The organism is Rhizobium leguminosarum (assembly GCF_002953715.1).
Classification (GTDB): Bacteria; Pseudomonadota; Alphaproteobacteria; order Rhizobiales; family Rhizobiaceae; genus Rhizobium; species Rhizobium leguminosarum_V.
Map to the genome: position 1 here is coordinate 4,153,335 of NZ_CP025012.1, position 25,705 is coordinate 4,179,039.

Here is a 25,705-nt window from a genome sequence, read left to right on the forward strand (position 1 = left end):
GAACGCCGATGACACCGTCACAACCATCGGATTCGCGCCTTGCCGCGTTCCGCGCCGCTCTCTACCGGGGCATACCCGCCTTGCTGGCCGGCTGCGCCTTTTTGGCGGCATGGGAACTCTATGTCGATCTCTCCGGTATCAAACCTTCCATCCTGCCGGCGCCTTCGCGCATCGTCATCCAGGGCTGGCTGAACCGCGAGGCGCTGATATCAAACACCTGGCCAACGCTCGGCGCGACACTCGGAGGTTTCGCCCTGTCGCTTGCCTTCGCCTTCGCCGCCTCGATCCTCATGGATTTCGTGCCCTTCATGCGCCGGGCATTGCTGCCGATCTTCATCGCCAGCCAGACCCTGCCGCTGGTGGCGATCGCGCCTCTCGTCGTCCTCTGGTTCGGCTTCGGCCTGTTGCCGAAGGTCCTGCTGGTGGCGCTCGTCACCTTCTTCCCGCTGCTCGTCGCCTTGCTGCAGGGCTATGAATCAACCGACCGCGACATCGCAGAATTGCTGAATTCGATGAAGGCGAGCCGCTGGCGCATTTTCCGCCTGGCGCGGCTTCCCTCCTCGTTGCCCTATTTCTTCGCCGGCCTCAGAATCTCGATCACCTATGCCGTCGTCGGCGCGATCTTTGCCGAATATGCCGGCGCCGCCCGCGGCCTCGGCATCTATATCCTCAACGCCAAGAACAATTTCCGTCCCGATCTCGTGCTCGCCGCCGTCGTCGTCAGCGCCGTGCTGACACTCTGCCTCTTCGGAGCGACGCTGATGATCCAGCGCCTCGTCATGCCCTGGCAGCCAACCGCGGAGCAGCGCCGATGAACGATGGTATGGTCGAATTGCGCAACATCTCGAAGTCCTTCGACGGTATGAAGGTGCTGGGCGATATTTCGCTCACCGTCGCAGACGGCGAGTTCGTTTCGATCGTCGGCCCCTCCGGCTCCGGAAAATCGACGGTGCTGCGACTGCTGACCCAGGCGCTTCGACCCGATTCCGGCACCATGCTTTTTAAGGGCGTGCCGCTGGAACAGGCGCCGCATTCCTTCGCCTTCATGCCGCAACGCGATGCGCTGATGCCCTGGCGCCGGATCATCGACAATGCGGCACTCGGTCTCGAGGTAAAAGGCATGAGCCGTCGCGCGGCCCGCGCCGCCGTCGCACCGCTGTTCGAGAGCTTCGGCCTTGCCGGCTTCGAACATCACTATCCCTCCGAACTGTCAGGCGGCATGCGCCAGCGCGCCGCGCTGCTGCGCACCGTCGTCCAGACCCAGGACATGCTGCTGCTCGACGAGCCTTTCGGCGCGCTCGACGCGCTGACGCGTACGCAGATCCAGGAATGGCTGCAGGGCATGTGGACCGAGCACCGCTGGACGGCGCTGCTGATCACCCATGATGTTCGCGAGGCCGTGTTCCTCTCCGACCGGATCTACGTGCTTTCGGCCCGTCCGGCGCGTATCATCCGTGAATTCCGCGTTCCCCTGCCCCGTCCGAGAAGCATCGCCGATCTCGGCTCGCCGGCGGCCCAGGCGATCGAAACCGAAATCCTGCAAACCCTGCTTCATCCGCAAGAGACCTGAGGAGGTCACCATGCTGCTTCTCACCCGTCGCCAGACGATCTTCGCCGCCATCGCGGCAAGCCTCGCCGGCCGCACTGCCTTCGCCCAATCGGCACCCGCAAAGGTTCGCATCGCGCTCGACTGGACGCCCAACACCAACCATATCGGCATCTATGTCGCCAAGGCGAAGGGCTTCTATGCCGATGCCGGGCTCGATGTCGAGATTCTTCCCTTCACCGATACCAGCGCCGGAACGCTGGTGTCCAACGGCGTTGCCGATTTCGGCATCAGCAGCGAGATCGAGACCCTGACGCAGCGCGCTGGCGGCGGTGACGTGAAGATGGTCTACGGCGTCGTCCAGACGGAAACCGCACGTCTGATCTTCAAGGGCGGACGCGACGACATCAAGAGCCCGAAAGACCTCGACGGCAAGACCTATGGCGGCTTTGGCGGCACCTGGGAGAGCGCGCTGATCTCCGCGATGATCCGCAATGACGGCGGCAAGGGCGACGTCAAGACCGTCACCCTCGGCACCTCGGCTTACGAGGCGCTGGACAATGGCTCGATCGATTTCACGCTGGAGATCTACACCTGGGAAGGCATCGCCGCCGAACTGGAAAACCGGAAGATCGGCCGCTTCCACTATTCCGATTATGGCATTCCCGACGAGCAGACGACGGTCATCGTCTCCAGCGACGCCTATCTCGCCGCAAGTCGGGACCACGCCCGCGCCTTCATCCAGGCGACACGAAAGGGTTATGCCTACTCCGTCGACCATCCCGACGAAGCCTGCGACCTGCTGATCTCTGGAAGCAACGGCGCACTGATGAATACGGAACTGGTAAAGGCTTCTCAGAAGGCATTGATCGAGGGACACTTCCTGAAATCCGAGGCCGGCGTGATCGGTGCGCTCGACCCGGCAAAGGCCGAGGCCCTCGGCGGCTTCCTGATGGAGAATGGCATTCTGGTCGATGCGAATGGCGCCGCACTCAAGGAGAAGCCGGACTTTTCCACCTATTATACCAACGAACTTCTCGACTGAGCCCACCCCCTGCCTTGCCCGTCGCGGCTTTCCGCTGCAAAATCCGAGATACGAATTCAGATCTTGGGCCGACCCGGCCTAAGATCTGAATCAGTAGTCCGAAAACCGCTCACACTTTTCGGCATCATGCTCTGGGCAAGGTGGGGAGGCAGGATGCGACAACAGGAGAGACTGGCCGGAGCGGACTTTCTGCGGGCGACGGCCTGTCTGCTGGTGCTCGCCCACCACTTCGCGCTGCGGCTGGATATGCGCAGAATCCCCGACGAACTCGGACCGACTGCAAATATCCTCCGCTTCGGCAATTTCGGCGTCGCCATCTTCTTCGTGCTCAGCGGCTTTCTTCTTGCCCATCCCTTCTGGCGCGCGCTCGACGCCGGTAGCGCCATGCCGAGCCTCCGCCATTATGCGATCCGCAGGGCGGCGCGCATCGCTCCGGGCTTCTGGTTCGCCGCCACCATCGGCTTCGCTCTCAGCCTGACGCTGCTTGACCTGCCGCTGACCCCGGAGCTTGTGCTCCGCTACGTCTCCGGGCTGCTGTTCATGAGCCAGTGGCATTGGCGCACCTTGTTTCCTGTCGAAGCCGACGGGCCGCTCTGGTCCATTGCCTTCGAGGTCACCAGCTATGTGCTCCTGCCGATCTGCTTTCTCCTGCTGTTTCGTTTGCCCGTGCTGAGGCGGCGCCCGTTGCCTGCCCGCTTCGCCTGGCTTTGCGTCATCACAGCCGTACTTCTCGCCCATCTGCTGATCCTGGCCTTCTTTCCGCTCGACGACATCGGACGCGGCTGGCAGTACGGTCTGCAGGGTGGCGCGAAGGAGTGGATGCCGAGATATAATCCGATCGGCTTCTTCGCCGTCTTCGCGCTCGGCGCACTCGCCGCCGGCGTCGAGGTCATGCTCCCCGCAAAGCGCTCCTCCTGGTTCGATGCCGCAGCGGCCCTGGCCATCGCCGTTGCCGGCTACCGCCTCGTCATATCGCCCGGCGGCTCCGACGCGGCTTACGGCTGGCTCGAAATCCCCTATGGTTTTCCGGTCTTTCCGCTGGCGGCCGCAACGGCGCTCGTTTCGCTCAGCCATTCGCAACGCCTGGGCAGGCTGCTCGACAACGCTCCTGTCCGCTACATCGCAAAGATCTCCTTCGGCATCTATATCTGGCAGGAGATCATCCTGATATTGATCCAGAGGCTCGACCCGGGCTCGTTTGGCTTTTCCTCGGAAAATGTCGTCACCGGCTGGCTGCAATCTTGCGGGCTGGCGGCGGCGCTCATCCTTCTGGTCGCGAGCCTCAGCTACTTCCTGCTGGAAAAGCCGGCAATCGATTTCGGCAACCGGCTGACATCTCACCAACCCAATCGGGCTACTCCTTTCAAAGTATAAATTTCCCAGAAGTGCAACTACAGGCATTAAGGTTAACGCGAAATACTCCCATTTTTGGCGTCTTTAGGGTTATCAAATTCCTATTTATACCGATGACAAACGATACGTGACCATGTATCTGTCTCACTGCTGTTCAGTACCGCATCTAAACTTGTGGACCTTGCGTAATGAATGCTTTTACTTCGAAGACGAATTCACGCTTCGATCCGTCTCAGCGTCAGGACAAAACCAAGACCCTGGTTGTAGCGAACTCCAACATTCGCCAGCCGGATAGCTTTTCCCGTGTAGAAAGAAAAATGGCGTTGCGGCTGGCCATGAAGCGCTTGATCGACATCGTCGCCTCAGTCAGCGCCCTCCTCGTGCTGGCGCCGCTTTTTCTGGCAATCGCTCTTTTCATCAAACTCGACGATGGCGGTCCGGTGTTTTTCCGCCAGATCCGCTGGGGGCTGAACGGCCGGAAGATCACGGTCTTCAAGTTCCGGTCGATGCGCGCCGAAGCTTGTGATCCGAGCGGCGTTCAACAGACCGTCAAGGGCGACAGCCGGGTGACAGGCATCGGCGCGGTGCTCCGCAAGACCAATATCGACGAGCTGCCGCAGCTTTTCAACGTCCTCAGGGGCGAGATGTCGCTGGTCGGCCCGCGCTGCCACGCCATCAACATGCGGGCAGCCGGCAAGCTCTACGAAGAATTGGTGCCGGACTACCATCAACGCCACATCATGCGCCCCGGCATTACCGGTCTTGCGCAGACACGCGGTTGGCGGGGCCCGACGGCGCGATCGCTGGAAGCCCGCGCCCGCATCGCTTGTGATATCTATTATGTCAGGAATTTCAGCCTGCTGCTCGACCTGAGGATACTGCTCAGGACGGTCGTCATAGAGCTGCGCGGCGGCACGGGCTTCTGAGATGATCCGGCATCACTGCCGGAGTTAGACGATCCTGCAGCGCCACGCGTCTTTTCAGACGCGCAAAGATCGCATTCGCACTTTGAATTGCTGCTGCCGCTTCTTCATTTCAGCTCTGCCGACAGCCCGGTCTTTCCGCATACCGACAGATGAAGGCAGAAACAAAAAAGCGGCCATCGCGGCCGCTTTTCATTGATCTCACCGATTGCAATCAATCCTGTTGAACGACGCCGCGCAGATGCGTCAGTTCCATGATGAAGTGCTCGAGCTTCGACTTATGCTCGTGCAATTCGGCATGTTCGAGTTCCGTGCGGGCGGCCTCGATACGACGGGTCAGCTCGTCCTTGTGGAGTTCCTCGACCGGAACCGCGGATTCGGCAAGCAATGTGCAGCCGGTCGGCAGGATATCGGCAAAACCGCCGAACACCACGTAGTCCTGCTTCTTACCCGAGGCCGAACGCACGCTCACGACACCCGGCTTGATCGTCGTCATCGTCGGCGCATGGTTTGCCATGACCGTCATCTCGCCTTCAGTCGCGGGGATGACGACCTCGGTCACCATCTCCGACAGCAGCAGACGCTCCGGCGAAACGAGCTCAAAGTTGAAATTGTCAGCCATCAGTGACTTACCTTCTCGGCTATGGCTTTCGCATCTTGCAATTTGGTCCCGCAGAACGGGCAGTGCATTATCGCTTGATCGAGATAACCGAGGCCTTCCTCGCTCTGGACCAGCCCCACCACCATCATCAGCACGCCGTTATCGGCACGATAGATGGTCGGCGCTGCTGGTTCCGGAAGATCCGCCACGACTCCTTTCAGGGAGTCGCAGCAGAATATCTCGTCTAGCGCGTCGCTCATTAAGCAGCTGCGAGCTTCTTGGCCTTTTCGACCGCTTCTTCCATCGAGCCGACCATGTAGAAGGCAGCTTCCGGCAGGTGATCGTATTCGCCGTTGACGAGGCCCTTGAAGCCCTTGATCGTGTCTTCGAGCGCAACCAGCTTGCCCGGCGAGCCGGTGAAGACTTCGGCCACGAAGAACGGCTGTGACAGAAAACGCTCGATCTTGCGGGCGCGGGCGACAGCAATCTTGTCCTCTTCGGACAGTTCGTCCATGCCAAGGATCGCGATGATGTCCTGCAGGGCCTTGTAGCGCTGCAGCGTCGACTGGACCTTGCGGGCGACGTCGTAATGTTCTTCACCGACGACCATCGGGTCGAGCATGCGCGACGTGGAGTCGAGCGGATCGACAGCCGGGTAGATGCCCTTTTCAGCGATCGAGCGCGACAGAACCGTCGTTGCATCAAGGTGAGCAAACGAAGTCGCCGGCGCCGGGTCGGTCAAGTCGTCGGCCGGAACGTAGATGGCCTGAACCGAGGTGATCGAGCCGGTTGTCGTCGTGGTGATGCGCTCCTGCATCTGACCCATGTCAGTTGCGAGCGTCGGCTGATAACCGACGGCCGACGGGATGCGGCCGAGCAGAGCCGACACTTCGGAACCTGCCTGCGTGAAGCGGAAGATGTTGTCGACGAAGAACAGAACGTCCTGGCCCTGGTCGCGGAAGTGCTCGGCAACCGTCAGGCCGGTCAGGGCGACGCGGGCGCGGGCGCCCGGCGGTTCGTTCATCTGCCCGTAAACCAGCGCAGCCTTCGAGCCTTCGCCGCCGCCATGCTTGTTGACGTTCGATTCGATCATTTCGTGGTAGAGGTCGTTGCCTTCGCGGGTGCGTTCACCGACGCCTGCGAAAACCGAGTAACCACCATGCGCCTTGGCGACGTTGTTGATCAGTTCCATGATCAGAACGGTCTTGCCAACGCCGGCGCCGCCGAAGAGGCCGATCTTGCCGCCGCGTGCATAGGGAGCCAGAAGATCGACGACCTTGATGCCGGTGACCAGAATCTGCGATTCCGTCGACTGCTCGACATAGGACGGCGCATCCTGGTGGATGGCGCGCTTGTGAGCGGTGACCAGCGGCCCGGCTTCGTCGACCGGCTCGCCGATGACGTTCATGATGCGGCCGAGCGTCTCGTTGCCGACCGGAACCATGATCGGAGCGCCGGTATCGGCGACTTCCTGGCCGCGGACGAGACCTTCGCTCGAGTCCATCGCGATGGTACGGACGACGTTTTCGCCAAGGTGCTGCGCAACTTCGAGAACCAGGCGGTTGCCGTTGTTGCTGGTTTCCAGGGCGTTCAGGATCTTCGGCAGTTCGCCTTCGAAAGCAACGTCGACGACGGCGCCGATAACCTGGGTGACTCTGCCGACAGAGCCGATCTTGGGGGTAGCTGCCTCAGCCATTTTCTGACCCTCTTTTCCTAGCCTCAGAGCGCTTCCGCGCCCGAAATGATTTCAATGAGTTCCTTGGTGATCTGCGCCTGACGCTGGCGGTTGTAGCTCAGCGTCAGCTTGTTGATCATCTCACCGGCATTACGCGTCGCATTGTCCATAGCGCTCATCTTGGCGCCCATCTCACCTGCGACGTTCTCAAGGAGCGCGCGGAAGATCTGGACGGAGATGTTACGCGGGATCAGATCTTCAAGGATCGATGCCGGATCCGGCTCGTATTCGTAGACAGCGCCTGCATGGGCGGCATCTTCGGCCTGCACAGCTCCCGTTGAAGCCGGGATGAGCCGCTGCGCCGTCGGAATCTGGCTGATCACCGACTTGAACTCGGAATAGAACAGCGTGCAGACGTCGAACTCGCCGGCAGCATACATCTCGATGATGCGCTTGCCGATCTGGTCCGCATTCTCGAAGCCGACGCGCTTGACGTCGCGCAATTCCTTGCGCTCGATGATCAGCGACGCGAATTCGCGGCGAAGGATGTCGTGACCCTTCTTGCCGACGGTGAAGATCTTCACCGTCTTGCCTTCGGCAAGCAGCTTGCGGACATGTTCGCGTGCAAAGCGTGCGATCTGCGAGTTGAAACCGCCGCAAAGACCACGTTCGGCCGTGCAGACCACCAGCAGATGGACCTTGTCCTGGCCAGTGCCGGTCATCAGCGTCGGAGCGCCATCGGCATCGGTGACGGCCTTGGCAATGTTCGCCAGAACCGCACCCATGCGCTGCGAATAAGGCCGGGCGGCCTCGGCCGCCTCCTGCGCACGCCGAAGCTTCGCCGCGGCGACCATTTTCATCGCCTTGGTGATCTTCTGCGTCGCCTTGACGGAGGCGATCCGGTTTTTCAGATCCTTAAGTGAAGGCATCCGTGATCCGTCCTAACTTAGGGCCTGATTACGAGAAAGACTTTGCGAAGCTATCGAGAGCAGCGGTGAGCTTGCCCTTGGTATCGTCGCTGATTGCCTTTTCCGTGCGGATCGCGTCGAGGATGGCGGAGCCTTCCGAACGCAGATATGAGAGGAAGCCCTGCTCGAACTTGCCGACCGAAGCGACCGGCAGCTTGTCGAGATAGCCGTTGACGCCAGCAAAGATCACGGCGACCTGCTCTTCCGTCTTCAGCGGCGAGAACTGCGGCTGCTTCAGGAGTTCGGTCAGGCGTGCGCCACGGTTCAGCAGGCGCTGCGTCGCAGCGTCAAGGTCCGAACCGAACTGGGCGAAGGCGGCCATTTCGCGATACTGGGCGAGCTCGCCCTTGATCGAGCCGGCAACCTGCTTCATCGCCTTGATCTGCGCCGACGAGCCGACGCGGGAAACCGACAGACCGACGTTCACGGCCGGGCGGATACCCTGGTAGAACAGGTCGGTTTCAAGGAAGATCTGGCCGTCGGTGATCGAGATGACGTTGGTCGGAATGAAGGCCGACACGTCGTTGCCCTGCGTTTCGATGACCGGCAGAGCGGTCAGCGAACCGGCGCCCTTGTCGTCGTTCATCTTCGCAGCGCGCTCGAGCAGGCGCGAGTGCAGGTAGAAAACGTCGCCCGGATAGGCTTCGCGGCCCGGCGGGCGGCGCAGCAGCAGGGACATCTGGCGGTAGGACACGGCCTGCTTGGACAGGTCGTCGTAACCGATCAGCGCATGCATGCCGTTATCACGGAAATATTCACCCATGGCGCAGCCGGCAAACGGTGCCAGGAACTGCATCGGCGCCGGATCGGAAGCGGTGGCGGCAACGATGATCGAATACTTCAGCGCGCCGCGCTCTTCGAGCACCTTGACGAACTGGGCAACGGTCGAACGCTTCTGGCCGACGGCGACGTAGACGCAATAAAGCTTTTCGCCTTCCGGACCGTTGTCGTGGATGGCCTTCTGGTTGAGGAAGGCATCGAGAAGGATCGCGGTCTTGCCGGTCTGGCGGTCACCGATGACCAGCTCGCGCTGGCCGCGGCCGACCGGGATCAGCGCGTCGATGGCCTTGAGGCCGGTCGACATCGGCTCATGAACCGACTTGCGCGGAATGATGCCCGGAGCCTTGACGTCGACCCGCGAACGGCGCGTCGCATTGATCGGGCCCTTGCCGTCGATCGGATTGCCGAGCGCGTCGACAACGCGGCCAAGCAGTTCCGGACCAACCGGAACGTCAACGATGGCGCCGGTCCGCTTGACGGTGTCGCCTTCCTTGATGTCGCGGTCGGAGCCGAAGATGACGACGCCGACATTGTCGGATTCGAGGTTCAGCGCCATGCCGCGGATGCCGCCCGGGAACTCGACCATTTCACCGGCCTGGACATTGTCCAGACCATAGACACGAGCGATACCGTCACCGACGGAGAGAACCTGGCCGACTTCCGAGACTTCTGCCTCTTTGCCGAAATTTTTAATCTGGTCTTTGAGAATTGCGGAAATTTCCGCGGCGCGGATATCCATCAGCCAACCTCTTTCAATGCGAGCTTAAGGGTAGAGAGTTTGGTACGAAGAGACGTATCAATCTGACGGGACCCGACCTTCACGATCAGACCACCAAGAATTGACGGATCAACCGTGACGGCAATCATCACGTCTTTGCCGGTAACGCTCTTGAGTGCCACCTTCAATTCGGTTTCCTGCGCTTGCGAAAGCGCATGTGCCGAGGTGACCTCGGCGGAGATTTCACCGCGATGGTTCGCGGCGATGATGCGGAAGGCCTTGATCATGCCCGGTAGGGCAAACAGGCGGCGGTTGCGCGCCACGACCTTCAGGAAATTGGCGAAGAAACCGCTGATGCCAGCCTTCTCGCTGATGGCGACGATCGCCTTCAACTGGTCCTCGGCGGAGAAAACCGGGCTTGCGACGAAGCGCTTCAGATCGGCGCTCTCATCCAGCATCGCCTGGAAACGGTCAAGATCGGCGGTTACGCCGTCTACGACGCCCTGCTCGAGCGCCAGTTCGAAGAGCGACGAGGCATAGCGCTCGGCAACACCAGAAGTAAGCTGGGACGTGTCTGCCACTGGCACAAATTTCCCTGATTTCAACCCAAAATCCGGCTCTCGGCGGGCGCCGAACCTATGATCTTGAATTCGTTTTGATTTCCCCCAGAAATCACAAGAGAAGCCTCTTGCTTCTTCCGAAATTCGGGGTCCGTCTAACATAGGATGTTCGGACTCGCAACACGCGTAATGCCCGAATACGCCTTTCCCATGAATTTCTGTCTGCAAAATCGCGCAATGGCCTGAAAGCAGGCCGAAGAAGCCGTCTGCCGGCAGCGAGAGTCACGTCTGGGTGAAGCCGAAAACGTAGAGCAGCGGTAGCGCGGCCAACGCAATCTGCACAACCAGGAGTAAATAGTTGACGAGATTACTCCCCTTATCGGACAGGATCGAGATGACACGGGCAAAGGCCGCCATCGTAAAGGCGGCGCCTAACGCCATATAGATCGTGGTCTGGGCGAGCATGATCGCCGACAGCCCGAAACCGAGATAGAAACCGCCCATCGAGCGTCCCTCGCCGAAGCCTTCCGGCCGCCCCTCCTGCGCCTGCAGACCGAGAAGACGGAAAGTCTGGCCCGGCGCGAACATCATGATGAAGCCGGCCAGCGCCGTGAAAGCGGCGGAGCAAAAAGCAAGCTGCTCGCCAAGCTCGGTCGGAAAATAAAACTCCATGCGTCAGCCCCAAATCACCCGGATGAATCAGTGTTTTATGACATGGGCTGAAAACGGAGGGAATGGCGGCGCCATTTGATTTAGAGAAAACTCTGCGGATCGATATCCAGTTGCACCTGCACCGATCCACGCTCCTTGGGCGATTGCGACAGCATCGCCCGCAGGAACCCCTGCATGTCCGAGTTCCGCCGGCCGTGGACCAAAAGACGGAAGCGATGGCGGCCGCGCACCAGCGCAAGCGGCGCTTCGGCCGGGCCGAGCACCGAGATGCCCGACACCTGCGGTGCGGCGTTGCGCATGCCGCGCGCATGGTTTTCAGCATCATGGCGGGTTTCGGCCGAAACGATGATCGAGGCGAGCCTGCCGAAGGGCGGCAATAGGGCACGTTCGCGTTCGGTGATCTCGCGCTCGTAGAAGGCTTCGGAATCGCCGGAGACAATTGCCTGCATCACAGGATGCTGCGGCTGGTAGGTCTGCAGCAGCCCATGGCTCTTGAGGCCGGTGCGCCCGGCCCGGCCCGTCACCTGCGACAAAAGCTGGAAGGTGCGCTCGGCCGCGCGCGGATCGCCATTGGCAAGGCCGAGATCGGCATCGACGATGCCGACCAGCGTCATCAGCGGAAAATTATGTCCCTTGGCGACAAGCTGGGTGCCGATGACGATATCGGCCTCGCCCTTGGCGATCGCTTCCAGCTCCAGCCGCAGCCGCTTCACCCCGCCCATGATATCCGAGGAGAGAACGATCGTCCGCGCCTCCGGAAAATGCCGTTCCACCTCTTCGGCGATGCGCTCGACGCCTGGCCCGCAGGCGACGAGATGATCCAGCGTGCCGCATTCCGGGCAGGCCTCCGGCGTGCGTTCGGCATGGCCGCATTGATGGCATTGCAGCTGCTTGCGGAAACGATGCTCCACCAGCCAGCTCGAACATTGCGGGCATTGGAACCGATGGCCGCAGACCCGGCAGAGCGTCAACGGCGCATAACCGCGCCGGTTGAGAAACAGCAGCGCCTGTTCGCGCTTCTCCACCGTCTTGCCGATCGCCCGGATCAGCACCGGCGACAGGAAGCCGCCCCGCTCCGGCGCGTGCCTGCGCATATCGACCAGATGCAGGTCCGGCATCGCCGCATCGCCGAAACGCGTCGGCAGGTGGACGGTGCTGTAGCGTCCGCTCTGCCCGTTGACCTGGCTTTCGACCGACGGCGTCGCCGACACCAGGATGACCGGAAAATCGCCGATGCGGCCGCGCACGACAGCCATGTCGCGGGCATTGTAGAAGACGCGATCCTCCTGCTTGTAGGCGGGATCGTGCTCCTCGTCGACGATGATCAGGCCGAGATCCTCGAAGGGCAGGAAGAGCGCCGAGCGGGCGCCCGCCACCACCCGCACTTCGCCGGTCACCGCCTGGCGCCAGACCTTTTCGCGCATGCGCGGCGCAAGATCGGAATGCCATTCGGCCGGCTTTGCCCCGAAGCGGTCCTGGAAGCGCTCCATGAAACTGGCCGTCAGCGCGATCTCCGGCAGCAGGATCAGCACCTGCTTACCGCGTTTCAGCGTCTCGGCAATCGCCTCGAAATAGACCTCGGTCTTGCCGGAGCCGGTTACCCCGTCGATCAGCGACACCGAAAAGTCGCCCTTGCAGACATCGGTAACGATCTCTTCGGCCGCCTGCTTTTGCGGCCCTTCGAGACGTGCGGCGGCGAAATCCGGATCCGGCATCGCAACGACCGGCGGCGGCGGCAGGAATACAGTCTCGAAGATGCCGAGCGTGATTAGCCCGTCGACGACGCTCGTCGAGACACCCGCCGCATGCGCAAGGCCGCTGCGCGTCCAGGAAAAGCCGTCGGAGGCCGTATCGAGCACCCGGGCGCGCGCCGGCGTCATCCGCTCCGGTTCGCCGCCGACGAGCTTCAGCCCCTCCACCATCGGTTCCGGCTCGAAGGCGTTCGGCGCCCGGAGCGCCATGCGGGCGACGAGACCGGGCGGCGAGAGCGTATAGGTCGCCACCCAATCGATGAAATCCCGCATCTCCCTGGCAAGCGGCGGGCAGTCGAAGACATGGCTGATCGGCCGAAGCTTCTTCGGATCGACGCCGTCCTCGCCGCCGTCCCAGACGACGCCGATCACCTGCCGCGGACCGAGCGGCACCTGCACGACCGAGCCGGGCTCGACCGCCATGCCATCCGGCACCGAATAGGAATAGGGTTTTGGCGCCGGCATCGGCACCAGCACGGGAACCGTTCGGTTCGCGGGCGGTGCCTCGAAAAGCGCGCCAAAGAGATCGGACGAATCTGTGCTCATCGCGCGAGACCATGCCCGCAAATCGATGGAATTGGAACCGCAAAGACGGAGCCACGCATTGCGGGTCGCCGCAGCGATTTAAACAGTGAAGCTCAGAAATTGCGCTTCACTGGGCCAGGCGGTCGCCACTGCCGGAAGTGGCTTCATTTGTCCCGGCATTGCGCTGCCGCAGGCGAATGATCGCCGACGCCTCGCGAGGATTGGGCGGCAGAACGGCGTTCTTCAACGCGATCGAATAGGCGTGTTTCGGATGTTCGAGCACATCCCTGGCATCGCCGCTCTCCACCACCACACCCTTGCGCATGATCACCACGCGGTCGGAAATGTAATAGGCGGTCGCAAGGTCATGGGTGATGTAGACGATCGAAACGTTGAGCGCGTCGCGCAGATCGCGGAAGAGATTGACGATCGACATGCGAAGCGATGCGTCGACCATCGAGACCGGCTCGTCCGCCACGATCAGCTTCGGCTCGGGTATCAGCGCACGGGCGACGGCGATGCGCTGCAATTGGCCGCCTGAAAGCTCGTGCGAGAAGCGGCCCTTTATCTCCGCCATCGACAGGCCGACGCGTTGGAGGGCAACGTCGGCAAGCGCCTCTTTCTCGGTGCGGCTCTTTGCGCCCTTGAAGCGATGGGCGGTGGCGAGCAGATACTCGTCGATCCGGGTCAGCGGATTGAAGGCCTCGAACGGATTTTGGAAGACTGGCTGGACCTTGGCCATGAAAGCCTCGCGATCCCTGCGGGACCGGACCGCCTTCACATCCGTGCCGTCGAAATGAATACTGCCCCGATCGGCCTTTTCGTTGCCGAGGATCATCTTCGCCAACGTCGACTTTCCGGAGCCGGATTCGCCGACGATCGTGAATATCTCGGGCTTGTCGGCGCTGAGCGCGAAGCTGACATCGTCGACCGCCTTCATCTTTTCGCGCGAGAAGAAGCCGCCGATCGGAAAGAGCTTGGTCACATGGTCGAGTTCGAGGAGATTGCTGCTCATTGGATCTGGTACTCCCCGGCACGGAAGCATGCGACCCGCCCTCCCGTCGCGCTCGGCAGCATGGCCGGCGCCTCGCGTGCGCATTTGTCGATCGCGATCGGACAGCGTGGATGGAAACGGCATCCCGAAGGCGGATCCGAAAGTGCCGGCGGCTTGCCCTTGAGGCTTTTCCGCGTCGAGACATCACCGATGCGTGGCAGGCTGCCGATCAGGTGAACGGTATAGGGATGCTGGGGATTGTCGAACATCGCCTGCGTCGGCCCCTCCTCCGCCAGCCGTCCCGCATACATGATGGCCAGCCGGTCGGTGATGGCGGCATGCACCGACATGTCGTGGGTCACGAAGATGACCGAGGACTGCAGGCGGGCCTGCACTTCCTTGATCAGCGCCAGAACGTCCTGCTGGACGAGCACGTCGAGCGCCGTCGTCGGCTCGTCGGCGATGATGAATTCCGGCTCGCAGACAGTGGCGAGAGCAATGGTCAGGCGCTGGCGCATGCCGCCCGAAAGCTGATGCGGAAAAGCCTCGAGCACATGCGGATCGAGATGCAGCCTGGCAAGATGCGCCTCGACGCGCGCGCGGAAGGCATCTGGATCGAGGTTCATGTGGCGGGAGGCGAAATCGGTGAAGGCGTGTTTGACCCTTCTGACCGGGTTCAGCACGTTCATCGAGCCCTGCATGATGTAGGAAAGGTGACGCCAGCGTGCCGCCTTCATCTTCGCCGGTTCGCCATAGACATCGATCGGCCCGTCGGCAAAATTGAATTTCACCGTTCCGCCGACGACGCGCATCGGCGGGCGGATGGCGCCGGCAAGCGTCTTGATCAGCGATGTCTTGCCGCTCGAGGATTCGCCGGCAATCCCGTAGATCTCGTTCCTGCGGATGGTCAGGCTGATATCGTCGACCGCGCGGATCTCCCGCCGCACACCGAAATAATCGTTGACGTAGTAGCATTTCAGCCCGTCGATCGTCAGTGCGTCCATGGCGTTTTCGGCAAGGGTCAAAGGCTGCGTCCTCATCAGGTTCTGCATCTCCTCAAGCTCCCATGCGGGCGAGCCGCGAGCGCGGGTCGATATATTCGTTCACCGACATGGCGAGCATGAACAGACCAAGGAACAGGATGACGACGAAGAGCATCGGAAAGGCGACCCACCACCATATGCCCGATACCATCGCGGAATGCGCATTGGCCCAGTAGATCATGCCGCCGATCGTCGGCCGGTTGATGTCGGAAAATCCGAGCACCGAGAGCGTCACTTCGAGACCGATCGCCCAGATCATGTTGTTCATCGTCGTGAAGAAGACGATCGGCATGACATAGGGCAGGTGTTCGCGGATGAGGATCTGCCGTGTGCGCATGCCCGAGAAGACCGCGTGCCGGGTGAATTCCCGCTGACGGAGAGACAGGGCGACGGAACGGATCAGGCGGCTGTCGTGCGTCCAGCCGAGCAGCGCTGCGGTGATCGCCAGCATGAACCACGTCATCTGGTCGCGAAGCACGAAGACTAGAAGCAGCAGGATCGGAATGTTCGGCAGTGCGCCGAGTGTATCGTTGACCGCCATGATGATCTGGTCGGTCCGCCCACCGATATAACCGGAGATCAGCCCGACGGCGATGGCGATGATGCGGCTGACGAAGGCGACGATGATGCCGAAGAACAGCGTATTGCGCATCGAGGCGGCAATCTGCCAGAAAACCTCCTGGCCGCGCGAGGTGGTGCCCAGCCAGAATTCGGCCGAAGGCGGCATGTCGGGCGCAACGACATAGATGGCATTCTCGTCATAGGGCGAGAAGAACGACGCCACGATCAACGCCAGAATGATAGCGATCAGGAGGGTTCCGACCAGGAACTCCTTGTTGTAGCGCAGCAGGTCTCTGAGGACTTTGAACATCACGGATTACCCCAGTTTCACGCGTGGATCGATCAGCGGATAGATGATGTCGATCACGAAGACCGCGGCCGCAACCGCGATGATGGCGATGGTGGTGACGCCGAGCACGAGGCTGTAATCGCCGGAATAGATGCCGGAGATCAGAAGCTTGCCGATCCCGGGATAATTGAAGACGAACTCGACGATGACGGCGCCGCCGAAGACATTTCCGAGACTGAGTGCCAGGCCGGTGACCTGCGGCAGCATGGCGTTGCGCGCCACATATTGCGAAAAGATGCTGCGCGAGCGCACGCCGCCAAGTTCTGCATAGACGACGTGGTCGTCGGTAACGATGTTGGAAACCAGCGAACGCATCGAGATGAACCAGCCGCCGATGCCGACGAGCACGAGGGTCAGGGCCGGCAGGATGCCGTGTTCGATCACCGAGCTGATGAAGGCCCAGTTGAAGGCCGGCGCGAGATTGACCTGCGCGCCGTCGCTGATCGGCAGGATCGGCCAGATAAAACCGAAGAGGATCACCAGGCTGAGACCGATGATATAGGTCGGGATCGGCTGCAGCGCCATGATGACGATGCCGGCAACCTTCAGCAGCTTGCTGCTGCGGAAATAGCCGGCAAGCGCGCCGAGAAAATTGCCGATGATCCAGGAAATGATCGTTGCAAGCGTCAGAAGCCCGACCGTCCAGGGCAGTGCACGGCCGATAACGGTCATGACGGGGGTCGGGAAAGACGAAAGCGACGGGCCGAAATCGCCGGTCAGGACACGGCCCCAGAAGGTGAAATACTGCTCCAGCAGCGGGCCGCCGGTGCCGTAGAGCTCGCGCAGCGATTCGCGGAGGATTTCGACGGCCTGCGGATCGGTGGAGCCGAAGCTCGTCAACAGCGACACGGTCTGCTCGATCGGATCGACCGGCGAAAAATGCGCGATCAGGAAGGCCAGCGTGATGCCGGTGAAGACCACGAAGAGAAATTGCAGAAAGCGTTTTGCCGCATAGATCAGAAAGCCGTTCATGACATCGACCTTTCAATAGCAGAACGGGAACAGCCGGCGGCCGGCTGCTCCCACGATATTGCCTCGATCAAGGCTTCGGCGCGTCCGGATTGGCCTTCAGCCCGACCACCATGTAGCGGATGTTCGACCAGTTCGGACCCGAGGCCGAATAGGGATTGTCCGCGCTCGGATAGTTGGTCCAATAGGTCGTATCGAGCGGCGCGAACTTGTTGTAGGCCATCAGCGGGATCATCGGCATTTCCTCGACGGCGAGCTTCAGGAAGTCCTGGCCGAGCTTAGCGACATCGGGCGAATCGAAGGCGATCGATCGATTGCGCTCGATGATCTGGTCGAGACGCGGATCCTGCCAGCGCTGCAGATTGCGCGGCGGCTGGATCTGCCCGACCGGCTTGATGAACTCCGAATGATAGCTGTCGAGGAAGAAGGAAAGGTCGGGATGACCGCCCCAGGTCTCGATGCTCCAGTAGATCGCCGTCTCGAAATCGCCGGTGCCGAGGCGTTGGCCATTGGTCGGGCCGGCGACATCGACCTTGGTGGCGATGCCGGCTTGCGACCATTGCTGGGCGATCACCGTGCCGGCGCGGGCAAGCGTCGGGATGGCATCGCCTTCCACCTGCAGCCGGATCGTAAAGGGCGTGCCGTCAGGCTTCACCCACTGGCGGCCACTTTTCTTGAAGCCTGCCTTCTGCAGCAGCTCGGTTGCAGCCTGAACGTCCTTCTTCCACCAGCCGAAGCCGAATGTGCGCTGCAGCTTGGCCGGATCGGTCGGGATCTGATCGGCCCATTGACTACGCACCATATTGGCGATCTGCGCCGAGATGTTGGGATCGTAGGGCTTGATCTTGCGATATCCGGTGTCGAGCTCGAAATTCGTCAGCCAGTCCTGCATCGGTGCGTAATAGTCGTCCGGGGCAGAACCCGTCGGCGGCGTGGCAAGGGCGGCGATATTGGCCGCGCCGCGGTAGGAGCCGAGCGCCACTTCGCGGATGTCGATCAGCAGAGCGAGAGCCCAGCGCACGTCTTTATTGTCGAAGGGCGCCTTCTTCGTATTGAAGAGAACGGAAGGCAGCGTCGGGTCCGGATGCGCAAACGGGAAGCCCTTCAGCCAGGAGGCTGTGCTCTTGCTGTCACGCATGATCGAGAACATGCCCTCGGGCGCCATGTCGTTAATGACGTCGAGATTGTGGTTGCGTTGCTCGATGACGCGGGCCTCCGGATTGCCGGCGGCGCGATAGACGACGTATTTCACCTCGGGCGGTTGTGCCGCAGCCAGGCCGATCGACGTGCGCTGCCAGTCGTCGCGCAGCTTCCAGATCGTCCAGTTGCCGCCCTTGTCATAATTCTGCAGCTGGTAGGGCCCGAGTGAAACCGGCGGGTTGTTGTTGAAGGACAGCGGATCTGCGGCCTTCTCGAAGACGTGTTTCGGCATGATCCAGGCGGCATTCCAGCGCACGGTGAACAGCGTATGGAAGCGCGAGTTCGGCTTTTTCAGATGGAAGACGACAGTCTGTGGATCCGGATTTTCGATGCTCGCGACATTGACGGTGAAGGGCGCGCTCCAGGCCATGCCGGGATGGTCGATCTGCGTCTGCACGGTATAGACCACGTCGTCGCTGGTGAATTCGACACCGTCGCTCCAGAAGATGCCCTTGCGCAGCTTTACCGTCATCTCGGTGAAATCGGCGTTGTAGCGCGGCGGTTCGCTGGCAAGCGCATTCTGCCAGGCATCCTTGCCACCTTCGGGATTGATGAACCACAGCGTATCGGTGGTCAGCTGCTGCAGGCCGTTGAGGTTTGCCGCCGCCCCGCCGCCCGGAGCCCAGAGGTTGAACCAGTCGGCATTCTGCTGCGGCGTACCCTGGATGATCAGCGTTTCATTGCGCGGTATGCCGGCAATGAAATCCTGCGCAAATGCCGGAAGGGCTATGAGCGACAATAAGGCAATGGCTGCATATTTACGGAACTTCATCGGATGTTCCTCCTCCTCAGCTCGCCGCGGCGAGCGCTTCCCGTAATCAATTGACGATGGCGTCCAGCGAACCCCTGCCTGCGCGTGCCGCAGGGCACATGCACTCCTCGGCGGCGGGCGAACTCACGCCGTAGTTATCGACAATTTTTTGAGAAACGGCAACTGATAATTTTGCAGACTATAAAAAATAGCGCGTTTTCAGGCGTTTTTGACGCATGGCAGCGATGTACTTTTTTATATTATTGACAAAGTGAGCGTTTGGCTTAGCTTTTGCGGCGAGCGCGGCGCCCTCCCAAGAGGCCGTGCTTCATCACCAGACAGGTCGGCTGCTTTCGGGAGGAGGCTTTGGCATGACCGTTCAAGAGGACACCAGGATGAGCAGCCCCTATGACGTGACAATCTCCGTTCACGCCAACCGGCCAACCGGCAAATACCAACCTTTGTGGAACTGGTTCGGATACGACGAGCCGAACTACACCTACTCCCCGCACGGCAGGAAGCTGCTCAAGGAACTCACCGAGCTCAGCCCCGAGCCGCCCCGTATCCGCGCGCACAATCTTCTGACCAGCGGCGATGGCCTGCCTGCCCTCAAATGGGGTTCGACCAATGCCTATACCGAGGATGCGAACGGCAATCCGGTCTACGATTGGACAATCATCGACAAGATCTTCGACACCTATGTCGAAGCCGGCAATATTCCGCTGATTCAGATCGGCTTCACGCCCGAAGCGCTCTCCGATTTCGACGGTCCTTATCGCCATCAATGGGAGCCGGCCGACAAATACGCAACGATCACCACCGGCTGGACGGCCCCGCCGACGGACCTGAAGAAATGGGGCGACCTGATCGAAGCATGGGCGCGCCATCTCACCGAAAGATATGGTGAGGCCGTCGTTTCAAGCTGGCCGTGGGAAGTGTGGAACGAGCCGGACGGCCACTACTGGACCGGCACCATCCCGCAATTTTGCGAAATGTATGACGTCAGCGCCAAGGCCTTGAAGCGCGCGCTTCCGAAGGCCCGCGTCGGCGGGCCGCACACCTGCGGCGCCTTTGCCAATGAAAAGGCCCAGACCTTTCTGCGCGCCTTCCTCAAGCATGTGGTCGAGAACAAGTCGCCGATCGATTTTCTCGCCTTCCACGCCAAGGGCAATCCCGTGATCTATGAGGGTCACGTCCGGATGGGCCTGCACAAGCAGCTCCGCGACATCGAGACGAACCTTGCCATCATCAACGAGTTTCCCGAACTCCGCCACCTGCACGTGGTGATCGGCGAATCCGATCCGGAAGGCTGTGCGGCCTGCTCTGCACGCGTCCATCCCCAGAACGGCTATCGCAACGGCCCGCTTTACGGTGTCTATGTCGTCGAGAGCATGATGCGCACTTACGAACTGGCAAGACGCGCCAACATCCATATCGAAGGTGCAGTGACCTGGGCCTTCCTTTTTGACGACCAGCCCTATTTCGACGGCTTCCGCGATCTTGCCACCAACGGCGTCGACAAGGCTGTTCTCAACGGCTTCCGCATGCTCGGCAAACTCGGCGGCGAATGGCTGGAATCGGAAAGCGATTATCGCCGCGATATCGAAGATATCATGAGCCATGGCGTGCGCGGCAAGCCCGATGTCAATGTCGTGGCGACCCGCGACGACAAGGGCGTTTCCATTCTCCTCTGGCACTACCACGACGATGATGAAGTCGGCCCCGCCGCCGACATTGTGGTCAATCTCGACGGCTGGGACGCCAAGTCCGCCTCGCTCAAGCATTTCAGGATGGACGAGGAGCATTCCAACGCTTTCGGCGTCTGGAAAGCGATGGGCAAGCCGCAGAATCCGGCCGGCGAAGATTATGCCAGGCTGGAAGCCTCGGGAAAACTCGCCGAGATCGAAGGTGAGGCATCGGCTAAGGTCGATGACGGCAAGATCGCCCTCAAAGTCTCCCTACCGCGCCAGGGCGTGTCTCTCCTGCGCCTCGATTGGTGAGCCGGTAGGCGAAGGGAGCGCAATCGAAAGATTGTGCTCCCTTTCACGTGGCCGGTCGCGTCAGTTGTCACTGACATAGGCAAGATAGCGTTTCTTGCTCGGCTGCAGATGGTCGACGCAGAGCTGGGCGAGAACCCAGTTATCCCCACCGCGCAGCATCTCGATCATCAGCCGGTGATGTTCGTGCGAGATGCGCAGCGATTCCTTGCTCGACATCGAATTGGCGCGCACCGGCAGGCTGAGCCGCATATAGAGCTCGATCGATTGCACCAGATGCGCATTGCCGCAGGCGCCGAAGAGCGTCAGGTGGAATTTGTCGTTGGCCTCGTGCACACCCCTAAGATAGCCGGATTCGATGTGGCGGCCATGCTCCTCGTGCAGCGCCAGCAGTTCCTCGATCAATGCCTCGGGTGCCGGCAGCTTTATCCACAGCGCCGCCTGCCGTTGCAGCAGTTCCCGAACGTCGTAGATTTCCTGAACCTGGCGGGCAGTCAGCGAACGGACCGTCGCGCCCTTGTTGCGCTCCCGAACCACGATGCCCATCGTCTCGAGCTGCACGATCGCCTGCCGGGCGAAATGGCGCGTGACGTGAAAGCGGGCAAGGAGCGTGTCTTCGGTCAGACGGGTTCCAGGCGCCAGCCGCCCGAAGATGATGTCCTCCTCCAGCGCGCGGGCAATACTTAGATCATCATGCTCGATGCCGTCTTCGCGGCTTTCGTTGAGCGTCTGCAATGTCATCTCCTCTGAAGCATAACCCCGAAAATCGAAGATTTTCGGAAAGGGATTATGCGCCAATTTAATGTGGTAGAGCGTCCTTAGCGCGTCCTGTCGGACGCGCGGCGCTCTAACGGCGAGCCATGTTACAGTGGATTGCGTTCCGGGTCGAACCGGCTCAAGCGATAGATATCCTCGACGAGAGCAAGCGTTTTGATGTTATCGTCCGGCGATGTCTCCATCGCCACCTTTCCATCGAGGCTGTCGAGGAAATGCGCGATGGTCGCGTCATAGGCACCCTGATAGGTCTCGTCAGGATCGAAGCTTTCCCGGCACTGCTGCGCCCCCTCGGCCGAGAGCAGATTGCCGTTAAGTTCGAGCGTGCCGCGCGTCCCGAAGATGCGCAAGTGATCGCGCGGCGTCGGCGGCGCGCCATGTACGGCGAGATTGGCATTGATGGTGACGAGAACACCGTCGCTCGTCCGGCGCAGGACGACGCTTGCGACATCCTCCGCGACGATATCGCGATTGCTCCTCTCAAGCCGCGCACTCACCACATCCATCTCGCCCAGAAGATATCTCAACGAATCGAGATGATGGATCATGACTTCCATGACCAGCAGGCGCTCCTGCGTCCGGAAGAAGGGCTGGCGCACCAGCGCCGGCCTTCTTCCTTCCGCATCCGCTATCATGCCGCTGGACAGGAATTCGAACTGCACCTGGCGGATCTCGCCGGCAAGCCCCTCGTCGAGCCACGCCTTCAGCCGCCGATAATAGGCGCGGAACCGCCAGTTCTCGTGGATCATCAGCCTGCCCGCGCCGGAAAGCCCTGCCAGCAGCTCGACCGCCTCGCCGTAGGAGGGAGCGAGCGGCTTCTGGCAGATGATGTCGAGGTCCTTTGCCGCCGCCAGCCGCACCAGTTCGACGTGGAACTCCCGCGGCGCGCAGATATCCACGGCATCGAGCTGCTCGGCATCCAGCATCGCCTGCGCACTTGTATAGTGGCGCGCGACATTGAAGGCGGCACGCCGGGCTGCGATCGCACGCGGCGACGGGTCGGCAATCGCCACGACCTCGGCTCTTTCCGATTGCCGCATCCATGCAGGCAGATGGTAGGCGCTGACCCAGCCGGCACCGATAATGCCGATACGCCGTCGTCTCGTTCCCGTCATGGCGTTTCCTCTGCATTCAGTCCAATTTTATCAATAATCTATCCGGCTTCGTCGTAAAAGCCAATCGTTTGATTGTCGAACAAAGGTGCTAATTTCGCAGATTACCATTGTATTTTATGGTGATCGTCGAAGAAATCCAAAAATGCGATACAGTGGCGCCATCTTATTTATTGACAATCCTCCGTATCCCTCTACCCTGACGCCACGGCCATGGATCAATTTGGCGAGGGAGGAACAGGTTTGTCGAACGGTCTTCGCCGCAAGCTGACGAGTTATGGCGATCAGGGATTCTCCCTTTTCCTGCGCAAGGCATTCATCAAGGCCATGGGTTATTCGGACGACGCGCTCGACCGTCCGATCGTCGGCATCGCCAATACCTACAGTGATTTCAATCCCTGTCACGGCAATGTGCCGCAACTCATCGAGGCGACCAAGCGCGGCGTGATGCTGACGGGTGCATTGCCGATGGTGTTTCCGACGATCTCGATCCACGAGAGCTTTGCCTCGCCGACCTCGATGTATCTGCGCAACTTGATGGCGATGGAAACGGAAGAGATGATCCGTGCCCAGCCGATGGATGCCGTGGTCCTGATCGGCGGTTGCGACAAGACCCTGCCGGCCCAGATCATGGCGGCCGCCAGCAGCGAGATACCGGCGATCTTCCTTCCGACCGGCCCGATGGCCGTCGGCCACCACAAGGGCGAACGGCTTGGCGCCTGTACCGATTGTCGCCGTTTCTGGGGCCGCTTCCGCGCCGGAGAGATCGACGAGGCCGAGATCGCCGAGGTCAACAACAAGCTGGCCAGCTCGATCGGCACCTGCACGGTGATGGGCACGGCGAGCACCATGGCGAACCTGACCGAAGTCATGGGGCTCTGCCTACCCCGCGCGGCTTCGGCACCTGCCGTCGAATCCGAACGGGTTCGCCTTGCCGAGGAAACGGGCCGTGTCGCCGCGCGTCTCGCCATGGATGAGGCAGCGCCGACGGTGCGCGATATCCTGACGCCGCAGGCAATACGCAACGGCCTCGTCGCGCTGCAGGCGATGGGCGGCTCGACCAATGCCGTCGTCCATCTTGCCGCGATAACCGGCCGCCTCGGCCTGCGCCTCGACATGGCCGAACTCGACCGGCTGGGCCGGAGCATTCCGCTACTCGTCGACCTGCAGCCCTCAGGCCAGCATTATATGGAGCAGTTCCACGAGGCGGGCGGCGTGCCGGCGCTGTTGAAGGCGGTGCGCCATGAAATCGACGGCAGCGCCCCGACGGTCTACGGCAGGACGATCGGCGAAATCATCGACGCTGTCGTCGATGAGCCGGGCCAGACCATCATCCGCACCGTCGAGAAACCGTTGAAGCCGATCGGAACGATCGCCGTCCTGCACGGCAATCTTGCGCCGCGCGGCGCCGTCATCAAACAATCCGCAGCCTCCAAGGATCTGCTCCAGCATATCGGGCGCGCCGTAGTCTTCGATTCCGTCGAGGATATGACGCTGCGCATCGACAGCGACGAGCTCGACGTCCATGCCGATGACGTTCTGGTTCTGCGCAATGCCGGGCCGAAAGGTGCGCCCGGCATGCCGGAAGCCGGCTATCTACCCATCCCCCGCAAGCTCGCACGGCAGGGCGTGAAGGACATGGTGCGGATTTCCGATGCCCGAATGAGCGGCACGGCCTTCGGCACGATCATCCTCCATATCGCGCCTGAAGCCGCCGATGGCGGCCCGCTGGCGATCATCCGCACCGGCGATCGCATTCGCCTCGACGTCGAGGGCCGGCGCATCGATCTCGATATCGACCAGGCGGAATTCGATCGCCGCATGCTTGATGTCGTCAATCGGCCTTCCCCTGCCCCGTCGCGCGGCTATGCCAAGCTCTATCAGGAGCGCGTGCTCCAGGCTGACGAAGGCGCCGACTTCGATTTCCTGCAAAGCGAGGAGCTCGATGCGCGATGAGCGCCGCTGATATGGAGGCACCGCTTTGCCTGCCCCACCGGCCGCTGACGCGGCTGCCGTGGGCGCCACTGCCGCAAGGCACGGTCGATACGCATTTCCACGTCTTTCGCGCCGGCGCTCCGCTCAACACTCCACGCAGCTACACGCCTGACATCGCGACGATTTCCGACTGGATCGAATTCTCCGGCAGCCTTGGCATCGCCAGGGGCGTATTGGTGCAGCCAAGCGTCTATGGCCTCGACAACAGGGTGCTGCTGGAGGCGCTTGCCGCCTATCCAGATCGTCTGCGCGGTATCGTCGTCATCGATCCCGAAACCGCAAAGACCGAGATAGAGCGGCTCGACCGGTTCGGCGTGCGCGGCGTGCGGATCAATACACGCAACAAGGGCGGCCTCCCGCTCGCCGCCGCCAGGACACTGGCGGAGAGCATTGCTCCTTTCGGCTGGTCGCTGCAATTGCAGATCAATCCCGAACAACTTCCCGATATTGCGGCAACCCTGGCCGGCATCCGCCTGCCCATCGTCATCGATCATCTTGGCTTCATTCCGCTTGCCACGGAGACGAGATCACGGCATGTCGATGCGCTGAGAAGGCTGATGGACGCGGCTGATACCTATGTCAAAGTGACCGCACCCTACCGTTTGACGAAGGACGTGAATGACCAAGGTTTCGCCGAGGTCGGCCGCGCGCTTGCCGCCAGCCACGCGGAAAGGCTGCTCTGGGGCAGCGATTGGCCGCATACCGAATTGTGGGACGGCATGCCCGATGACACCGAGCTGATCGAGACCATGCAAGCCGCCATCGACGATCCCGCGATTGCCGACAAGATTTTTGTTCGAAATGCCGAAGCGCTGTTCTTCGGCCGCTGAATTGGAGAGTACC

The 25,705-nt window shown here is 61.2% G+C and carries 23 protein-coding genes; 8 read left to right on the forward strand and 15 right to left on the reverse strand.

What is annotated here, in order from left to right:
- The first annotated feature begins 8 nt into the window (after positions 1-8).
- The 5 genes from CUJ84_RS20630 to CUJ84_RS20650 all read left to right on the forward strand — a co-directional run bounded on the left by CUJ84_RS20630 (position 9) and on the right by CUJ84_RS20650 (position 4,870).
- The gene (locus CUJ84_RS20630; RefSeq protein ID WP_105007556.1) at positions 9-815 is read left to right on the forward strand and encodes an ABC transporter permease; all 807 of its coding nucleotides are present in this window, start codon (positions 9-11) and stop codon (positions 813-815) included.
- Positions 812-1,570: an ABC transporter ATP-binding protein gene (locus CUJ84_RS20635; RefSeq protein ID WP_105007557.1), complete on the forward strand. Its 759-nt coding sequence runs from the start codon at positions 812-814 to the stop codon at positions 1,568-1,570. The genes CUJ84_RS20630 and CUJ84_RS20635 overlap by 4 nt, the downstream gene beginning before the upstream one ends.
- A 10-nt stretch (positions 1,571-1,580) precedes the next feature.
- A complete protein-coding gene (locus CUJ84_RS20640; protein WP_105007558.1) occupies positions 1,581-2,591 on the forward strand; it encodes an ABC transporter substrate-binding protein in 1,011 nt (336 codons plus the stop codon).
- A 153-nt stretch (positions 2,592-2,744) separates the two neighbouring features.
- Entirely contained in the window at positions 2,745-3,965 is a 1,221-nt protein-coding gene (locus CUJ84_RS20645; protein WP_105007559.1) for an acyltransferase family protein, read from the forward strand.
- A gap of 167 nt (positions 3,966-4,132) precedes the next feature.
- Positions 4,133-4,870 carry a sugar transferase gene (locus CUJ84_RS20650; protein ID WP_105007560.1) on the forward strand — a complete coding sequence of 246 codons (738 nt, stop codon included), beginning with the start codon at positions 4,133-4,135 and terminating at the stop codon, positions 4,868-4,870.
- A 211-nt stretch (positions 4,871-5,081) separates the two neighbouring features.
- On the opposite strand, the gene CUJ84_RS20655 is transcribed toward CUJ84_RS20650, so the two are convergent.
- The 13 genes from CUJ84_RS20655 to CUJ84_RS20715 all read right to left on the reverse strand — a co-directional run bounded on the left by CUJ84_RS20655 (position 5,082) and on the right by CUJ84_RS20715 (position 19,005).
- Positions 5,082-5,489 carry a F0F1 ATP synthase subunit epsilon gene (locus tag CUJ84_RS20655; protein ID WP_027682593.1) on the reverse strand — a complete coding sequence of 136 codons (408 nt, stop codon included), beginning with the start codon at positions 5,487-5,489 and terminating at the stop codon, positions 5,082-5,084.
- Entirely contained in the window at positions 5,489-5,728 is a 240-nt protein-coding gene (locus CUJ84_RS20660; protein ID WP_027682592.1) for a hypothetical protein, read from the reverse strand. The genes CUJ84_RS20655 and CUJ84_RS20660 overlap by 1 nt, the downstream gene beginning before the upstream one ends.
- The gene (atpD, locus tag CUJ84_RS20665) at positions 5,728-7,164 is read right to left on the reverse strand and encodes a F0F1 ATP synthase subunit beta (protein WP_025396265.1); all 1,437 of its coding nucleotides are present in this window, start codon (positions 7,162-7,164) and stop codon (positions 5,728-5,730) included. The genes CUJ84_RS20660 and atpD overlap by 1 nt, the downstream gene beginning before the upstream one ends.
- Before the next feature lie 23 nt (positions 7,165-7,187).
- On the reverse strand, positions 7,188-8,072 hold the full coding sequence (locus CUJ84_RS20670) for a F0F1 ATP synthase subunit gamma (protein ID WP_105007561.1): 885 nt from the start codon (positions 8,070-8,072) through the stop codon (positions 7,188-7,190).
- 28 nt (positions 8,073-8,100) lie between these two features.
- Entirely contained in the window at positions 8,101-9,630 is a 1,530-nt protein-coding gene (gene atpA / locus CUJ84_RS20675) for a F0F1 ATP synthase subunit alpha (protein WP_003589851.1), read from the reverse strand.
- Positions 9,630-10,196, reverse strand: a complete 567-nt coding sequence (locus tag CUJ84_RS20680) for a F0F1 ATP synthase subunit delta (protein ID WP_197729786.1) — start codon at positions 10,194-10,196, stop codon at positions 9,630-9,632. The genes atpA and CUJ84_RS20680 overlap by 1 nt, the downstream gene beginning before the upstream one ends.
- A 255-nt stretch (positions 10,197-10,451) precedes the next feature.
- Positions 10,452-10,841, reverse strand: coding sequence for a DUF4345 family protein (locus tag CUJ84_RS20685; RefSeq protein WP_105007563.1), 390 nt, complete (start codon positions 10,839-10,841; stop codon positions 10,452-10,454).
- Positions 10,842-10,921: 80 nt separating this feature from the next.
- Positions 10,922-13,138: a primosomal protein N' gene (locus tag CUJ84_RS20690; protein ID WP_105007564.1), complete on the reverse strand. Its 2,217-nt coding sequence runs from the start codon at positions 13,136-13,138 to the stop codon at positions 10,922-10,924.
- Between the two features lie 106 nt (positions 13,139-13,244).
- Positions 13,245-14,132: an ABC transporter ATP-binding protein gene (locus CUJ84_RS20695; RefSeq protein WP_105007565.1), complete on the reverse strand. Its 888-nt coding sequence runs from the start codon at positions 14,130-14,132 to the stop codon at positions 13,245-13,247.
- The gene (locus CUJ84_RS20700; RefSeq protein ID WP_105007566.1) at positions 14,129-15,163 is read right to left on the reverse strand and encodes an ABC transporter ATP-binding protein; all 1,035 of its coding nucleotides are present in this window, start codon (positions 15,161-15,163) and stop codon (positions 14,129-14,131) included. Before CUJ84_RS20700 ends, CUJ84_RS20695 begins: the two co-directional genes overlap by 4 nt.
- A 4-nt stretch (positions 15,164-15,167) precedes the next feature.
- A complete protein-coding gene (locus CUJ84_RS20705; protein WP_105007567.1) occupies positions 15,168-16,025 on the reverse strand; it encodes an ABC transporter permease in 858 nt (285 codons plus the stop codon).
- Positions 16,026-16,031: 6 nt separating this feature from the next.
- Positions 16,032-17,036, reverse strand: coding sequence for an ABC transporter permease (locus tag CUJ84_RS20710; RefSeq protein ID WP_003543481.1), 1,005 nt, complete (start codon positions 17,034-17,036; stop codon positions 16,032-16,034).
- Between the two features lie 67 nt (positions 17,037-17,103).
- Positions 17,104-19,005 (reverse strand): ABC transporter substrate-binding protein, encoded by a 1,902-nt coding sequence (locus CUJ84_RS20715; RefSeq protein ID WP_105007568.1) that lies wholly within the window; start codon positions 19,003-19,005, stop codon positions 17,104-17,106.
- 350 nt (positions 19,006-19,355) lie between these two features.
- Here CUJ84_RS20715 and CUJ84_RS20720 point away from each other — a divergent pair, with 350 nt between their 5' ends.
- On the forward strand, positions 19,356-20,984 hold the full coding sequence (locus CUJ84_RS20720; RefSeq protein ID WP_105007569.1) for a GH39 family glycosyl hydrolase: 1,629 nt from the start codon (positions 19,356-19,358) through the stop codon (positions 20,982-20,984).
- Positions 20,985-21,044: 60 nt separating this feature from the next.
- Here the strand turns inward: CUJ84_RS20720 and CUJ84_RS20725 are convergent, their stop codons facing one another.
- Positions 21,045-21,716 carry a GntR family transcriptional regulator gene (locus CUJ84_RS20725; RefSeq protein WP_105007570.1) on the reverse strand — a complete coding sequence of 224 codons (672 nt, stop codon included), beginning with the start codon at positions 21,714-21,716 and terminating at the stop codon, positions 21,045-21,047.
- A 128-nt stretch (positions 21,717-21,844) separates the two neighbouring features.
- Positions 21,845-22,870: a Gfo/Idh/MocA family protein gene (locus CUJ84_RS20730; protein ID WP_105007571.1), complete on the reverse strand. Its 1,026-nt coding sequence runs from the start codon at positions 22,868-22,870 to the stop codon at positions 21,845-21,847.
- A 240-nt stretch (positions 22,871-23,110) separates the two neighbouring features.
- On the opposite strand from CUJ84_RS20730, the gene CUJ84_RS20735 reads away from it, so the two are divergent.
- Both CUJ84_RS20735 and CUJ84_RS20740 read left to right on the forward strand, forming a co-directional pair.
- Positions 23,111-24,823 carry an IlvD/Edd family dehydratase gene (locus tag CUJ84_RS20735; protein ID WP_105007572.1) on the forward strand — a complete coding sequence of 571 codons (1,713 nt, stop codon included), beginning with the start codon at positions 23,111-23,113 and terminating at the stop codon, positions 24,821-24,823.
- Positions 24,820-25,692 carry an amidohydrolase family protein gene (locus CUJ84_RS20740; RefSeq protein ID WP_105007573.1) on the forward strand — a complete coding sequence of 291 codons (873 nt, stop codon included), beginning with the start codon at positions 24,820-24,822 and terminating at the stop codon, positions 25,690-25,692. The genes CUJ84_RS20735 and CUJ84_RS20740 overlap by 4 nt, the downstream gene beginning before the upstream one ends.
- Positions 25,693-25,705: the final 13 nt, after the last annotated feature.

What these genes read in the sequence shown, in the direction of transcription:
- CUJ84_RS20630 (WP_105007556.1), top strand. Translation starts at nt 9, where the DNA reads ATGACACCGTCACAACCATCGGATTCGCGCCTTGCCGCGTTCCGCGCC.
- CUJ84_RS20635 (WP_105007557.1), top strand. Translation starts at nt 812, where the DNA reads ATGAACGATGGTATGGTCGAATTGCGCAACATCTCGAAGTCCTTCGAC.
- CUJ84_RS20640 (WP_105007558.1), top strand. Translation starts at nt 1,581, where the DNA reads ATGCTGCTTCTCACCCGTCGCCAGACGATCTTCGCCGCCATCGCGGCA.
- CUJ84_RS20645 (WP_105007559.1), top strand. Translation starts at nt 2,745, where the DNA reads ATGCGACAACAGGAGAGACTGGCCGGAGCGGACTTTCTGCGGGCGACG.
- CUJ84_RS20650 (WP_105007560.1), top strand. Translation starts at nt 4,133, where the DNA reads ATGAATGCTTTTACTTCGAAGACGAATTCACGCTTCGATCCGTCTCAG.
- CUJ84_RS20655 (WP_027682593.1), bottom strand. Translation starts at nt 5,489, where the DNA reads ATGGCTGACAATTTCAACTTTGAGCTCGTTTCGCCGGAGCGTCTGCTG.
- CUJ84_RS20660 (WP_027682592.1), bottom strand. Translation starts at nt 5,728, where the DNA reads ATGAGCGACGCGCTAGACGAGATATTCTGCTGCGACTCCCTGAAAGGA.
- atpD (WP_025396265.1), bottom strand. Translation starts at nt 7,164, where the DNA reads ATGGCTGAGGCAGCTACCCCCAAGATCGGCTCTGTCGGCAGAGTCACC.
- CUJ84_RS20670 (WP_105007561.1), bottom strand. Translation starts at nt 8,072, where the DNA reads ATGCCTTCACTTAAGGATCTGAAAAACCGGATCGCCTCCGTCAAGGCG.
- atpA (WP_003589851.1), bottom strand. Translation starts at nt 9,630, where the DNA reads ATGGATATCCGCGCCGCGGAAATTTCCGCAATTCTCAAAGACCAGATT.
- CUJ84_RS20685 (WP_105007563.1), bottom strand. Translation starts at nt 10,841, where the DNA reads ATGGAGTTTTATTTTCCGACCGAGCTTGGCGAGCAGCTTGCTTTTTGC.
- CUJ84_RS20690 (WP_105007564.1), bottom strand. Translation starts at nt 13,138, where the DNA reads ATGAGCACAGATTCGTCCGATCTCTTTGGCGCGCTTTTCGAGGCACCG.
- CUJ84_RS20695 (WP_105007565.1), bottom strand. Translation starts at nt 14,132, where the DNA reads ATGAGCAGCAATCTCCTCGAACTCGACCATGTGACCAAGCTCTTTCCG.
- CUJ84_RS20700 (WP_105007566.1), bottom strand. Translation starts at nt 15,163, where the DNA reads ATGCAGAACCTGATGAGGACGCAGCCTTTGACCCTTGCCGAAAACGCC.
- CUJ84_RS20705 (WP_105007567.1), bottom strand. Translation starts at nt 16,025, where the DNA reads ATGTTCAAAGTCCTCAGAGACCTGCTGCGCTACAACAAGGAGTTCCTG.
- CUJ84_RS20710 (WP_003543481.1), bottom strand. Translation starts at nt 17,036, where the DNA reads ATGAACGGCTTTCTGATCTATGCGGCAAAACGCTTTCTGCAATTTCTC.
- CUJ84_RS20715 (WP_105007568.1), bottom strand. Translation starts at nt 19,005, where the DNA reads ATGAAGTTCCGTAAATATGCAGCCATTGCCTTATTGTCGCTCATAGCC.
- CUJ84_RS20720 (WP_105007569.1), top strand. Translation starts at nt 19,356, where the DNA reads ATGACCGTTCAAGAGGACACCAGGATGAGCAGCCCCTATGACGTGACA.
- CUJ84_RS20730 (WP_105007571.1), bottom strand. Translation starts at nt 22,870, where the DNA reads ATGACGGGAACGAGACGACGGCGTATCGGCATTATCGGTGCCGGCTGG.
- CUJ84_RS20740 (WP_105007573.1), top strand. Translation starts at nt 24,820, where the DNA reads ATGAGCGCCGCTGATATGGAGGCACCGCTTTGCCTGCCCCACCGGCCG.